The sequence below is a fragment of the Acidimicrobiales bacterium genome, assembly GCA_022452035.1.
In the GTDB taxonomy this organism is placed as follows: domain Bacteria; phylum Actinomycetota; class Acidimicrobiia; order Acidimicrobiales; family MedAcidi-G1; genus UBA9410.
Map to the genome: position 1 here is coordinate 1 of JAKURV010000005.1, position 13213 is coordinate 13213.

General features: G+C 67.0%; 14 protein-coding genes. 12 read left to right on the plus strand and 2 right to left on the minus strand.

Annotated elements, in window-relative coordinates:
• From MK181_02965 to MK181_02980, 4 genes are all read left to right on the plus strand, one after another.
• Positions 1-845 (plus strand): ABC transporter permease (locus MK181_02965; protein ID MCH2418753.1); only part of this gene is annotated, 845 nt, incomplete at its 5' end.
• Positions 842-1717 carry an ABC transporter permease gene (locus MK181_02970; protein MCH2418754.1) on the plus strand — a complete coding sequence of 292 codons (876 nt, stop codon included), beginning with the start codon at positions 842-844 and terminating at the stop codon, positions 1715-1717. The genes MK181_02965 and MK181_02970, both read left to right, overlap by 4 nt.
• A complete protein-coding gene (locus tag MK181_02975) occupies positions 1717-2565 on the plus strand; it encodes an ABC transporter ATP-binding protein (protein ID MCH2418755.1) in 849 nt (282 codons plus the stop codon). The genes MK181_02970 and MK181_02975 overlap by 1 nt, the downstream gene beginning before the upstream one ends.
• Positions 2562-3479, plus strand: coding sequence for an ATP-binding cassette domain-containing protein (locus MK181_02980; protein MCH2418756.1), 918 nt, complete (start codon positions 2562-2564; stop codon positions 3477-3479). Before MK181_02975 ends, MK181_02980 begins: the two co-directional genes overlap by 4 nt.
• Before the next feature lie 58 nt (positions 3480-3537).
• Here MK181_02980 and MK181_02985 read toward each other — a convergent pair whose 3' ends face one another.
• Positions 3538-3891 (minus strand): hypothetical protein, encoded by a 354-nt coding sequence (locus MK181_02985; GenBank protein ID MCH2418757.1) that lies wholly within the window; start codon positions 3889-3891, stop codon positions 3538-3540.
• 97 nt (positions 3892-3988) lie between these two features.
• Between MK181_02985 and MK181_02990 the strand changes: the two genes are divergently transcribed.
• From MK181_02990 to MK181_03010, 5 genes are read left to right on the plus strand one after another with little or no spacing between them, the layout of a single operon-like run.
• On the plus strand, positions 3989-4396 hold the full coding sequence (locus tag MK181_02990) for a helix-turn-helix transcriptional regulator (GenBank protein ID MCH2418758.1): 408 nt from the start codon (positions 3989-3991) through the stop codon (positions 4394-4396).
• Positions 4397-4412: 16 nt separating this feature from the next.
• Entirely contained in the window at positions 4413-5129 is a 717-nt protein-coding gene (gene modA / locus MK181_02995; protein ID MCH2418759.1) for a molybdate ABC transporter substrate-binding protein, read from the plus strand.
• On the plus strand, positions 5126-5917 hold the full coding sequence (gene modB, locus MK181_03000) for a molybdate ABC transporter permease subunit (GenBank protein MCH2418760.1): 792 nt from the start codon (positions 5126-5128) through the stop codon (positions 5915-5917). Before modA ends, modB begins: the two co-directional genes overlap by 4 nt.
• A complete protein-coding gene (locus MK181_03005; GenBank protein MCH2418761.1) occupies positions 5914-6615 on the plus strand; it encodes an ATP-binding cassette domain-containing protein in 702 nt (233 codons plus the stop codon). Before modB ends, MK181_03005 begins: the two co-directional genes overlap by 4 nt.
• 9 nt (positions 6616-6624) lie before the next feature.
• Entirely contained in the window at positions 6625-7437 is an 813-nt protein-coding gene (locus MK181_03010; GenBank protein MCH2418762.1) for an SDR family oxidoreductase, read from the plus strand.
• 65 nt (positions 7438-7502) lie between these two features.
• Here the strand turns inward: MK181_03010 and MK181_03015 are convergent, their stop codons facing one another.
• Positions 7503-9602, minus strand: coding sequence for a prolyl oligopeptidase family serine peptidase (locus MK181_03015; protein MCH2418763.1), 2100 nt, complete (start codon positions 9600-9602; stop codon positions 7503-7505).
• Positions 9603-9716: 114 nt separating this feature from the next.
• Here MK181_03015 and MK181_03020 point away from each other — a divergent pair, with 114 nt between their 5' ends.
• The 3 genes from MK181_03020 to MK181_03030 all read left to right on the plus strand — a co-directional run bounded on the left by MK181_03020 (position 9717) and on the right by MK181_03030 (position 13194).
• Positions 9717-10742: an LLM class F420-dependent oxidoreductase gene (locus MK181_03020; protein MCH2418764.1), complete on the plus strand. Its 1026-nt coding sequence runs from the start codon at positions 9717-9719 to the stop codon at positions 10740-10742.
• A gap of 119 nt (positions 10743-10861) precedes the next feature.
• Complete coding sequence (locus MK181_03025; GenBank protein MCH2418765.1) at positions 10862-11977, plus strand: zinc-binding dehydrogenase; 1116 nt, start codon at positions 10862-10864, stop codon at positions 11975-11977.
• Entirely contained in the window at positions 11974-13194 is a 1221-nt protein-coding gene (locus MK181_03030; GenBank protein ID MCH2418766.1) for a mandelate racemase/muconate lactonizing enzyme family protein, read from the plus strand. Before MK181_03025 ends, MK181_03030 begins: the two co-directional genes overlap by 4 nt.
• Positions 13195-13213: the final 19 nt, after the last annotated feature.

Below are 13213 nucleotides of genomic sequence, written 5' to 3' on the forward strand. Positions count from 1 at the left end.
GTGACGCTGAGTTTCTTGCCCAGGTCCGGGCCGATTACGGGCTGGACCACCCGCTTCTCGTCCAGTTGGGGACCTACGTCGGTAACGTCGCCCAACTGAACCTAGGCGAGTCAATCTATTTTAATGAGCCGGTCCTCGGCCTAATCGTCGAGCGACTCTTCGCAACGGTGCTGCTGGCCGGCACTTCACTTCTCTTCGCAGTGGGGCTGGGGGTGGCCATCGGCGTGTACACCGCCCGACGGCCCGAAAGCCCGATGTCTTCTGCCGCAACGGTGACGAGCCTGGTCGGATTTTCCACACCGGTCTTCTACTCGGCCATCATGGTCATAGTCCTCTTTGCCGCAAAGTGGAGCCTGCTCCCCGTGGGTGGCATGGAAGACGTCCGCTACGACGGCAACTGGGTCGGCGAGACCATCGACCTTCTTCAGCACCTCATCCTCCCGGCGCTCAGTCTCGGCATTATCTATCTGGCCATCTACTCCCGGCTGGCCCGAGCTTCGATGCTCGAAGTCCTGGAGTCCGACTACATCCGCACTGCCCGAGCGAAGGGCGCCCAAGAACGCGTCGTCGTCTACAAACACGCCCTTCGGAACGCCGTCATTCCCGTGATCACCGCCGCCGGACTCCAGGTCGGGAACCTATTGTCCGGCGCCCTACTCGTTGAGGTCGTGTTCGCCTGGCCTGGGATCGGGAGGCTGGCCGTCGACTCAATCTTCCGGCGTGACAGTCCGATGCTCCTCGGGATCATGATCTTCTCCTCGGCCATGGTCATCGTGGCCAACCTGCTCACTGATCTTGTCTACCGGCTCATTGACCCCCGGATCCGCGTCGGAGGATCCCGATGACCGATTTCGGCGTAGCCATCGAACAAGTCGAAACTGGTGGCCGGGGAGCCTTGCGTATGTTCCTTCGGAACAAGGCCGCGGCCGTGGGTCTGGTCGTATTCGCCCTAATCGTCTTGGTCACCATCTTCGGTCCCGGCCTCTACGGGACAGGCGCAAACAAGATGGTTGCCAAACCGTTCCTTGGCCCCGGTAGCGAACTAGCGCCGCCATTGGGTACCGACTACCTGGGTCGAGACATTCTGGCCGGAATCATTGGAGGAGGCCGGGCAACTCTGGTGGTCGCCGCAGTAGCCGCCGCCATGACTATGACCATCGGCATCTTGGTTGGAAGCCTGGCCGGGTACTTCGGCGGGTGGATCGACGCCCTGCTCATGCGCTTCACCGAGATCTTCCAGGTAATGCCGGCTCTCCTCTTCTCGATGGTCGTCATCTTCATATTCGAACCCGGAACCCGGAACGAGACCCTGGCCATCGGCCTAACACTGTGGCCGCTGGCAGCCCGCCTTGCGCGTGCTGAGTTCCTGCGGTTACGAGAGATGGAGTATGTGAAGGCCGCCCGCGCTATCGGATGCGGCGACCTGCGGATCATGTTTCGCACGATCCTGCCCAACGCCATGCCTCCCCTACTGGTGGCAGCCACCCTGACGGTGGTCATTGCCATCCTCTTCCACTCCGGGCTGGCCTTCCTGGGCATGGTGGACGTCAACACGATTAGTTGGGGGTCGATGTTGGGCAAGAACCGGGGCTACGCACTGACGGCCTGGTGGATGGTCTTCTTCCCGGGCATAGCGATCGTGGTCACCTCACTCAGCATCAGCCTGGTCGGTGACGGCCTACAAGATGCCTTTAACCCGAAGCTCCGAGGGCGCTGATGACCCTCCTCTCAGTCACCGACCTCACCGTCACCTTCGACGAGTTCACCGCAGTGGATTCGGCGAGTTTCACTATCGAGCCTGGTGAGACATTGGGTGTGGTTGGAGAGTCAGGTTCCGGCAAGTCGGTCACCGCGCTTTCAATCATGCGGCTGATCGAAACGGGCACTCGGGCGAAGATCACCCGTGGCCAAGTTGAACTAAAGATGCACGACGGTTCGACCCTCGACCTATTGGGTCAAGACGAGCCCACCATGAGAAGCATCCGCGGCAACCAGATCGCCATGATCTTCCAAGAGCCGTTGACCAGCCTGAACCCCGTCTACCCGGTGGGCGAGCAGATCGCCGAGTCGGTGCGCATCCACCAGGGACTAGGGAGGAAGGCGGCCGCCGTCCGAGCACGGGAGATGTTCGACTTGGTCCGGATCCCCGAGGCCGACAAGCGGATCGGTCAGTACCCGCACGAGATGTCGGGCGGCATGCGCCAACGGGTCATGATCGCCATCGCCCTGGCTTGTGATCCCCGCCTGCTGATCGCCGACGAGCCGACCACCGCCCTAGACGTGACCATCCAGGCCCAAATCCTGGGCCTGATCAAGCAGTTGCAGGTCGACACAGGCACCGCGGTGATGCTCATCACCCACGACATGGGTGTGGTGGCTGAGGTGGCCGACCGGGTCGTGGTTATGAACCAGGCGAAGATCGTTGAACAGGGTCCTGTAGAACAGATCTTCCACTCGCCAAGGGAGGCCTATACCCGAGGTCTGCTGAGCGCGGTACCCAGACTGGGAAGCATGGCCGGCTACGACGGACCTAGACCGTTCAATCTGGCAGGAGACCTGGGGTGACCGGCCATAGCAACGGCCAGGGTCCCGTTGTCGAGGTACAGGGTGTCTCGAAGCAGTTCCCGACCGACCACAAGGCTCGGGTGCACGCCGTGACCGAGGTGTCGCTCCATATCGATCATGGCGAAACCCTTGCCGTGGTCGGAGAAAGCGGCTGCGGGAAATCCACCCTGGCAAACCTCATCATTCGTCTCCACGACGTCGACCAGGGCCGGATCCTGCTCAAGGGAATCGACATCACTGACCTAGACCCTCGAGAGATGCGGGTACATAGACAAACCCTGCAAATCATCTTCCAGGACCCATTCGCCAGTCTGGATCCCCGGGTCCGGGTCGGGGCGTCTGTAGCCGAGCCACTAATGGTCCATAAGGTCGCCACTAAAGAACAGGCTGCGGACCAGGTAAGTCACCTATTCGAATTGGTCGGTCTTGAAAAATCAATGCTGGACAACTACCCCCACCAGTTCTCTGGTGGTCAACGCCAGCGAGTGTGCATCGCCCGAGCACTGGCGCTGAACCCTGAGTTAGTAATCGCTGATGAGGCCGTATCGGCCCTCGACGTATCGGTCCAAGCTCAGGTGATGAACCTGATGTTGGAACTCCAGCAGGAACTCGGACTGTCGTACTTGTTCATCAGCCACGACCTGGCCGTCGTCGAACGGATCGCCCACCGGGTGGCCGTCATGTACCTGGGCCAGATCGTTGAACTCGGTTCGCGCGAACAGATATTCCGCGACCCGCGCCACTCCTACACGAAACGCCTCCTAAGTGCGGTACCAATCGCCGACCCCCGACAGCGCACCGAACGGACGCTTCTGACCGGTGAGATACCCAGCCCTGTCTGGCCGGCCGGCCAGAGCCCCGAGGTGGTCACTCACGCTGAGGTGGAACCCGGCCACCTGGTGGCCAACGAGTAGAAGCGAGGGCCGGTGCGGCGCCTCGGTCAGTCCATCCCGTTGTGATTGGACCGTTTCCTCAGCAGTCCGCCTGATCTCCCGGAGCCGCAGGCGCCGGCCGGTGGAGCACCCCTTCGATGAACTCCACCTCGGCGACCTCGCCGCCGGCGACCCGTCCAATGCCGTCGACCAGCATGCTGTGGTCGCCGTCCGCAGGAGGCGGGAACACCAGGGTGACCGGTCCGGGCTTGGTCAGGTTCCGGAGCGTTCCGCCACCCGGTGTGCACCGGAACGCACTAGCACTCGCGTCCCACACGACAGGGACGTGGACCACCTTGGCCGATCCGTCGACGCCCACCGTGACCAGGAAGGCCGCCGAGCCGTACTCCTCGAGGCGGGCTGGAACGTCGTTGCCGGTGACCGGGATGCTCACGGCTGCACCCTAGGCCCGGTCCGGCGGGCTACCGATCCGAGTATCAGGTTGTTACCAAATAAGCGCTTCTACAGGATTATTTGATAGTTTTTCTGGCATGCACCAGTTTCGGATGGGTGAAGCCGCCAACCTGCTGGGGGTTAGCCCGGACACCGTCCGCCGGTGGGCCGACGCCGGACGCCTGGCTACTGAACGGACCACCGGCGGCCACCGCACGGTGGCCGGCACGGAGCTGGCCCGCCTGGCCCAGGAACTGGCCGCCGAGGGTGGCTCCTCTGGGGAAAGTGCGGGAGAAGCAGCCCTGTCGGCCCGCAACCGCTTCACCGGGCTGGTCACCCGGGTGGTCCGTGACGGGGTGATGGCACAGGTGGAGATCCAGGCCGGCCCCCACCGGGTGGTGTCCCTGCTGTCCGCCGAAGCGGTCGACGATTTGAGCCTGGAACCCGGGGTACTGGCGGTGGCCGTCGTAAAGGCCACCAACGTGGTGGTCGAACGCCCCCGTTGAACCCACCACTTCCGCCATGCGCTTCCTCCCGGCCCTTGCCGTCGTGTTCACCGTCACCCTGGCTACCGCAGCCTGTGCGGCCGACGACGCCAACCGGGTAACCGTGTTCACCGCGTCATCCCTGACCGATGTAGTCGACGACCTGGCTGAACGGTGGAAGGCCGCCGGCGGCTCCGAGGTAGTGGCGGTGCTCGGCGGTTCGAACCACCTGGCGGCCCAGCTCCGCGACGGAGCGCCGGCTGACGCGTTCCTGACCGCCGACGTAGACCTGCTGGACGGACTGCTCTCCAACCCGGCCCCGGCGGATCTGGTCCGGGGCTTCGCCTACAACCACCTGGTCGTCGCCATGCCGTCTGACGGACCGGGCCGGAATCCCGGAGACCTCCACAACCGGGATCTGGTCCTGGTGGCCTGCGCCCAGGGGGTGCCGTGCGGCGACGCAACCTGGGCCCGGTTCGGCGACCTGCCTGTCGACTCCCTCGAGCCGAGCGCCCGAGCCGTCGTCACCCGTCTCGATCTCGGTGAGGCCGACCTGGGGATCGTCTACGCCACCGACGTGGCCGCCCGACCAGGGCTGGTCGAGGCATGGCCCCATGACCCAGCCTGCCCCTGCGTCGCCTACGCGGCAGCAGCCCTTACCGACCGCGGGCGGTCCTTCCTGGCCTTCCTCGACACGCCGGCCGCCCGGGACGTCCTGGCTGGCCACGGCTTCGTCACGGAACCACCGTCGTGAGTCAGCCTCCGGTACGGGCACCGAGGCCGGTCCTGGCCGTGGCCGTCGTCGGCATCACCGTGCTCGCCCTGCCCTTGGTGGGCCTTGTCCAGCGGGCCCCGTGGACCTCACTGGGCGACCTGCTAGGCCGGCGCCCTGTGCTGGAGTCGCTCCGGGTCTCGCTCACCGTCAGTCTGGTGGCCGCCGGTGTGGTCTTAGTCCTCGGGACCCCTCTGGCCTGGGTCCTGGCCCGGGTGGAGATGCCATTTCGGCGACTAGTCCGGGCCCTCGTAGTGCTCCCCATGGTCCTGCCTCCAGTGGTGGGGGGCACGGCGCTCTTGTTCGCCCTAGGGCGCCGCGGCCTGGTCGGCCAGTGGCTTGACCGCTGGTTCGACGTGGCCCTGCCCTTCACCATGGCCGGGGCGGTGGTAGCTGCCGTGTTCGTGGCCCTCCCTTTCTACGTGGTGACGGTGGAGGGGGCGTTGCGGACCACCGGGGACGAGATGGAGGGCCTTGCCGCCACCCTCGGTGCCCCGCCACTAACCGTTCTCCGGCGGGTCACCCTGCCCCGACTGGTCCCAGCCATGGGAGCCGGGTTGGCCCTTGCCTGGGCCCGAGCCCTGGGCGAGTTCGGGGCCACCATCACCTTCGCCGGAAACCTCCCTGGAAGGACCCGCACCCTGCCGCTGGCCACTTTCCAGGCCATGGAGTCCGACCCGGAGGCCGCCCTGGCTCTCAGCCTGGTGCTCCTGGCCGTCTCGCTCGCCGTCCTCATACCCACCCGCAACCGCTGGTTGCCTACCCGGTGAGCGACCCGAGAGTGGACGCGCCGACTATCGCAACCACCGTCCTCGCACCGGGGACCGTCGGGGCCCCACCGGCCGTGGACCTGGCCGGACACACCTCGGTGGGCGACCTGACCCTCGACGTTCGCCTAAAGGTCCGCCCCGGCGAGCTGGTGGCCGTGGTCGGACCCAACGGCGCCGGCAAGACCACGCTCTTGCGCCTGGTCGCAGGCCTGGTGGCGCTGGACGCCGGCTCCCTGTCCCTCGGGGGCCGGGTGGTAGACGACGCCACGTCGTCAGGCTTCGTAACCTCTCACCGCCGCCGGGTGGGTTGGGTTCCCCAGGACCGTCTGCTGTTCGACCACCTCCCGGTGGCCGCCAACGTGGGCTTCAGTCCTCGGGCCACCCCTGAGCGGGTGGCCCATCTACTGGCCGAACTCGACCTTGTCGACCTGGCTGATCGGCGTCCTACCGACTGCTCGGGCGGCCAGGCCCAGCGAGTGGCCGTGGCCCGGGCGCTGGCCGGCGCGCCCGACGTCCTGCTCCTGGACGAGCCGTCAACCGCCCTGGACGCCGAGTCCCGTCGGCGGATCTACCACCTGCTGGAGGACGGGGAGCGGCCGGCCACCCTCCTAGTGACCCACGACCCGGGCGAAGCTGCCGGGCTGGCCGACCGGGTGGTGGAGCTCGCCACCGGACAGGTCGTCGGGGACGCCCCGTAGGATCCCGGCGTGACCGACCCGCAGGATCCGACCGACCGTCCAGCAGAAGACCCTGATCGGGCCCTGGACCGGTTCCGTCTGGACGGACGAGTTGCCGTGGTCACCGGCGCCAGCTCCGGGCTGGGCGAGCGGTTCGCCCGGGTGTTGGCTGGCGTGGGGGCCCGCGTGGTCTTGGCCGCACGACGCACCGAACGCATCGAAGCCCTAGCCGTCGCACTGCCCGACGCTCTGGCCGTCACCGTCGACGTGGCCGACGACGACGGCCCGCAAGATCTGGTCGACGCCGCCCTTGCCCATTACGGTCGCCTCGACGTGCTGGTCAACAACGCTGGCATCTCCCGGGTGGTCCCGGCCGTCGACGACAACCTGGCAGGCTTCCGCCACGAGTTGGCCGTCGACCTGGTGGCCCCTTACGAGCTGTCCCGTCGGGCTGCCCGGTGGTGGATCGCAGAGGATCATCCGGGCGTGGTGGTCAACGTGGGCTCTGTCCTGGGTGAGGTGTCTGGTGGTCGCCTCCGGGTCCCCGGCTACGCGGCGGCCAAGGGAGGACTCCACAACCTGACCCGGGAACTGGCCGTCCAGTGGGCCCGGAAGGGCATCCGGGTTAACGCTCTGGCCCCCGGCTGGTTCGAGACGGAGATGAACTCGGACGACATGTTCCACACCGACGCTGGCCTGGCCTACATAGGCGACGGGGCGGCTCTGGGGCGGGGCGGCCGGAGCCACGAGTTGGACGGTGCGCTCCTGCTTCTAGCCTCCGACGCCAGCTCCTACTTGACCGGGCACGTGCTGCTGGTCGACGGTGGCTGGACGGCGGCCTGATTCGGCACCCTCCTGGACTCCGACCGTTGGGCGCCCGTCTCGATTCGGTCCGTCTCGACGTACCCCTAGCTGGGATCACTCTCGGGGAGGCCGAGGGCCTCGCGTAGGAACTCCAACTGCACTCGTAGCAGGTTCTCGGCCACGTCCACCTGGGGGGTCATGTGGGTCACCCCGGAGAGTGGCAACACCCGGTGGGGGCGACCCGCCTCCAGTAGCGCTCGGGACAATTGCAGTGTGTGAGCGGCCAGCACGTTGTCGTCGGCCAGACCGTGAACTAGTAGGAGTGGCCGCTCCAACCAGGCCGCTTCCACGCACAGGTCGGTCCGGGCGTAGTTCTCCGGCTCGGTGGCCGGATCACCTAGGTACCGCTCGGTGTAGTGGGTGTCGTAGAGCCGCCAGTCGGTGACTGGGGCTCCGGCCACTGCGGCGTGGAATACGTCGGGCCGACGCAGCACGGCCAGGGCGGCCAGGTAGCCGCCGAATGACCATCCCCGGATGGCTACTCGACCCAGGTCCAATCGCCTGTCCACGGCGGCAAGAGCCTGCAGGGCGTCCACCTGGTCTTCCAGGACTGGGCCGGCCAGGTCCCCGTGCACGGTCCGCTCCCAAGACGGTCCGCGACCCGGGGTGCCCCGCCCGTCGACTACTACAACGGCGAAGCCCTGGTCGGCGAACCACTGCGAGGTCAGGAACTGGCCACGGGCACGCTGAACCCGCTGCGCGTGAGGTCCCCCGTAGGGATCCAGCAGCACGGGAAGGGGCGAGCCGTCGTGGCCCTCGGGAACCAGAACGGCGGACCGTAAGCCCCGGTCTCCGACCACGTGGAAGGTCGGCTCGGGGTGTACCACCGGTTCCTCGACATAGGACGCCACCTCGTGTCCACCCGGCCACACGGCGGTCGTGGACCCCTCCAGGCCAGTCGACGACACGATCGTCACGCCTCCGCCCACCGCACCGGAGTGAACGCCTCCTCCTGTGGCTACCGGCTGGACCGTGCCGTCCCGGCGAACCCGTATGAGGTCTACGTCGGCGGGGTCCGTCGAGGCCCGCACCATCACTGCGTCGCCGTCGATTCCCACCACTGAGCGGACATGGAGGCCGTCGGGTGACACGGCCAGACCATCCACTACCAACCGGGTGGTGCCCTCCCGGGGTTCCACGGTGACCAGCGCCCCGTCCCACCACCGAAGCGCCCCCGGGACGAGGTCTACCCAGTGGTCATCGATGATCCGATGACGCTCGGAGACGGCACCGGATACTGGGTCCACCTCCCACACGACGACCGTCCGCTGGTCTCGGGACTGGGCAACAACTAGGGGCGGCCCCCCGGCAGTCCACGACACATCGGCCAGATACTCGAGAGATCCGCCAGCGCTCCAGTCCACGGCGGTCGTAGCACCGTCCAGACCCACCACCGACAGGCCAACCTCGGCGTTGGCCGTGCCGGCCGCTGGATATCGGATAGCCCGGGGAGGCGACGACGGGTCCACCGGCGACGAGATCCACCACTCGGCTACCGGGGCCACGTCCACTCGTGCCACCAGGAGGTGGTCACCATCCGGTGACCACCAGTGCCCCCGGGACCGACCCATCTCCTCGGCGGCCAGGAACTCGGCCGAACCCCACGAGACGGTTGGCGAGACACCACCGATCAGACGCCGGTCACCTCCCGAACCGGTGATCCGCAGCGACGGCCCTGACACGTAGGTCACCGACGCGCCGTCGGGGCTGATCCTCGGATCGAAGGCGTCGCCGGTGCACGCCAGTTCGGCCACCAGGACGTCACCGCCGGTCGCCGGATCGGGAACCTCGGCCAGGAACACTCGGCCGTCCAGGACGAAGCAGGCTCGCGACAGATCGCCTAAGGCGTCGTAGGCCACTATCCCCGACCCTGACTCCCGGAACCGTTCACGCCGGGATCGCTCGGCTTCGGGAAGCAACGCCGGGTCGTCACCCCCAAGGTCGGTCGGATCGGCCACCACCCGCTCGTGACCGGTCGCCGGGTCCAGCAGCCAAAGGGCGTGCACTGGGTCGTCACCGGCCCCCGAGCGGAGGAACAGAACCCGTGAGCCATCGTCGGCTACCCGGAAATCGCGGGGAGCCCCGCAGGTGAACCGGCGGGTCCGGGCGTACTGCCGAGGGAAACTCTCCTGCGGATTATTCACCCGCTGAGACTAGGGCCGTACGAGTATCCGTCTTGCAGCCCCACTCCGGGATTGGCGACCAGCCTGAGTCGCTGGAACCATGCTCTGTCGAGTCGACAATCCGGAGGACTCCTCATGCAACTCGGTCTGAGTCTCGGCTACTGGGGTGCCCAGCCACCGACCGACCTGGCTTCAACGGTCAAGGAGGCCGAACGCCTGGGTTACGACGCCGTCTGGACCGCCGAAGCGTGGGGCAGCGATGCCTTCTCTCCGTTGGTGTACCTGGCCGCCCACACCAAGCGGATTCGGCTTGGTACCGGCATCGTCCAGATGGCAGCTCGTACCCCTACGGCTACCGCCATGCACGCCGTAACCCTGGACCACCTGTCCGGGGGTCGCCTGGTTCTGGGCCTCGGTGTCTCTGGCCCTCAGGTAGTGGAGGGCTGGTACGGACAGCCCTCCGACCGGCCCTTGGCCCGTACCCGCGAGTACGTCGAGGTGCTCCGCCGGGCTTTTCACCGCGAAGGTCACCTGTCGTTTGACGGTGAGTTCTACCAACATCCTTACGTCGGTGAGGGCTCGACTGGGCTGGGCAAACCACTGAAGGTCATGGTCCACCCGTTACGGGCTGGCATCCCGATCTTCATCGGCGCCGAGGGGCCAAGGAACGTTGCCCAGACGGCCAAGATCGCCGACGGCTGGCTGCCCCTCTACTACTCGCCGTACCGACCCGAGGTGTATGCCGAGCAATTGGCCTACGCCCCGGACCACTTCGAGGTGGTACTGAATGTCTCGATCACGGTGACCGAAACGAACTCCGATGAGGACCTGGCGGCGGCGCTCCTCCCCGTAAAGGGGATGCTCGGCTTCTACGTGGGCGGCATGGGAGCGAAGGGACAGAACTACCACACCAAATTGATGGCCCGGATGGGATTCGAAGAAGAGGCTTTGCGAATTCAGGACCTATTCCTCGATGGACGCCGTGATGAGGCGATCGCCGCTGTACCTGACCTCTTCGCAGACGAGATCTCGCTGGTCGGCACCCCTGACCGGATCCGTGATCGACTGGCCGCCTTTGAGGACAGTCCGGTGACCATGCTCAACGTCGCCCCCGGGACAACGGACCGGCTCCGGCGGGTCGCCGAGATCGTCCTCGGCTAACCGGGCGCGGGCGGCGCGCCGAGACCAGAAATCGCTGCTGATCCGTGCTGGTTGCTGATACCAACGCGTGTAGTTTCCGCGCCGTGCCAACGGGCCGGGGGGCGACCATCCGTGCGGCGGTGAGCCGCGGTGTCGGTCTCCCGCCGAGCATCGAGAACCTCCACCTGGACGCGCCCGGACCTGGCGAGGTGCGCGTGGTGGTCGAGGCCTGCGCCGTCTGCCACTCAGACCTCAGTTACGTAGACGGCATCTGGGCCACCGACTTCCCCCTAGTACTGGGTCACGAGGCATCCGGTCGGGTGGCAGACGTGGGTGATGGGGTGTACGACCTCTCCACCAACGACCCAGTGGTCGTGTCGCTGGTGCGGACCTGCGGAGAATGCCGGGCTTGCCGGAAGGGACACGAGGTGGCCTGTAACGGGAACCTGTCCCTGAACGACCGCAGTCCGCTGTCTGACGCAGATGGCAACCGCATCCCCCAGGGGCTAAACGTGGCCGCCTTCGCCACCCAGGTGGTGGTCCACCGGTCCCAGGTGGTGCGCCTCCCCGACGGCTTTGACCTGGTCGAAGCCTCACTATTGGGGTGCGGTGTCCTGACCGGGTCCGGGGCGGTCACCAACACAGCCCGGGTGGACCGGGGCGACGCGGTCATCGTGGTCGGGTGTGGCGGAGTGGGCGTGGGTGCCATCCAGGCGGCCCGGATCGCTGGGGCCAAACCAATCCTGGCCGTGGATCCGGAGGCCGACAAGCGGAAGGCCGCCCTCGGCTTCGGCGCCACCCACACCGTGGACCCGGTCGGCGACGACGTAGCGGCAGCTATTCGATCGGCCACGGGAGGCCGCCTGGCCGACCATCTGCTGGTCACCACCGGGGCGCCGGCCGCCCTGGACGGCGCCATCGACCTGCTGGCCCCCATGGGCCAGCTGGTGATAGTCGGTATGCCCGGCGACGACGTCACCATCGACGTCGCCCCCAGCTGGCTGGCTGCCGCCAACAAGTCGATCCTGGGGTCCAAGATGGGTGGTGCCAGGGTCTCCGTCGACGTACCGGCCCTCCTCGACCACCACCGGGCCGGTCGCCTGGACCTGGGCGGCATGGTCTCCACCACCCACCCGCTGGACGAACTGGAGGAGGCCTTCGGCGAGGTCCGCCGGGGCGAGGTGCTCCGTACGGTGATCCTGCCCAACGGATCCGGTGATCGGGACCCCGCCGATGCCCCGGGGGTTCTGGTATGAGGGTGGCCAACGTCGAGACGTTCGTGGTCGGCAACCCGCCGCCCCGCCACGGCGGCCGCTACTTCCTGTTTGTGCAGCTGACTACCGATGACGGGATCGTCGGCGTCGGCGAGGCCTACGTGGCTACCGTCGGACCCCACCTGGTGGCCGACATGTTGGTCGACGTGGCCGACCGCCACCTGGTGGGCCGCAGCCCCTTTGACGTGGAGGCGTTCTGGCGTCGGGCCTACGGCAGCGGCTACGCCCTGCGACCTGACCCCACCCTGTGCGGTGTCCTGAGCGCCCTGGAGATGGCCTGCTGGGACATCATCGGCAAAGCTGCTGGACGGCCCGTCTACGACTTGCTGGGAGGCCGCGTCCACGAGGGGCTCCGCTCCTACACCTACCTGTACCCAGAGGGCGGCGACGCCTACGACCCCCTGGACGGGCCCAACCTCTACACCGACCCCGACCTGGCCGCCGAGGCCGCCGTCCGAGCGGTAGAGATGGGTTTCACCGCCGTCAAGTTCGATCCGGCCGGCCCCTACTCCGTCTACGACGGCCGCCAACCGTCGCTGGAACGACTAGACCTCTCTGAGCGCTACACCCGGGCCATCCGCGAGGCGGTCGGCGACCGGGCAGACCTGCTGTTCGGAACCCACGGACAGTTCACACCGTCCGGCGCCCTGCGGTTAGCCCGCCGCCTCGAGGCCTACGACCCACTCTGGTTCGAGGAACCGGTACCCCCTGACGATCTCGAGGGCATGGCCCGGGTGGCCGCTGGCACCACCATCCCGGTGGCCACCGGCGAGCGCCTGACCACGGTGTCCGAGTTTGCCGCCGTCCTCCGGGCCGGCGCCGCGTCGATCCTGCAGCCTGACCTGGGGCGCAGCGGTGGGATTCTGCAGGGCAAGAAGATCGCCTCGGTGGGCGAGGTCCACCAGGCGCTGCTAGCCCCCCACTGCTACTGCGGGCCGGTGGTAGCGGCCGCCAATATCGCCCTGGCCACCTGCTCGCCCAACTTCCTGATCCTGGAGTCCATCGACCGATGGGACGGCTTCCACGCCGACCTCCTACAGTCCCCCATCCGCTGGGAGGACGGCATGGTCATCCCGTCAACGGAGCCGGGTCTTGGCGTGGTGCTGGACGTCGACGTGGCCCGGGCCCACCCGTATGAGGGCAACGAGTTGCACCTCACCCCCGAGAACGATCCGATACCTGTACGGGAGGACCTGTGAACGGACCTCGCTGGTCCGC

What these genes read in the sequence shown, in the direction of transcription:
- MK181_03030 (MCH2418766.1), top strand. Translation starts at nt 11,974, where the DNA reads ATGAGGGTGGCCAACGTCGAGACGTTCGTGGTCGGCAACCCGCCGCCC.
- MK181_02990 (MCH2418758.1), top strand. Translation starts at nt 3,989, where the DNA reads ATGCACCAGTTTCGGATGGGTGAAGCCGCCAACCTGCTGGGGGTTAGC.
- MK181_02975 (MCH2418755.1), top strand. Translation starts at nt 1,717, where the DNA reads ATGACCCTCCTCTCAGTCACCGACCTCACCGTCACCTTCGACGAGTTC.
- MK181_03020 (MCH2418764.1), top strand. Translation starts at nt 9,717, where the DNA reads ATGCAACTCGGTCTGAGTCTCGGCTACTGGGGTGCCCAGCCACCGACC.
- MK181_02970 (MCH2418754.1), top strand. Translation starts at nt 842, where the DNA reads ATGACCGATTTCGGCGTAGCCATCGAACAAGTCGAAACTGGTGGCCGG.
- modA (MCH2418759.1), top strand. Translation starts at nt 4,413, where the DNA reads ATGCGCTTCCTCCCGGCCCTTGCCGTCGTGTTCACCGTCACCCTGGCT.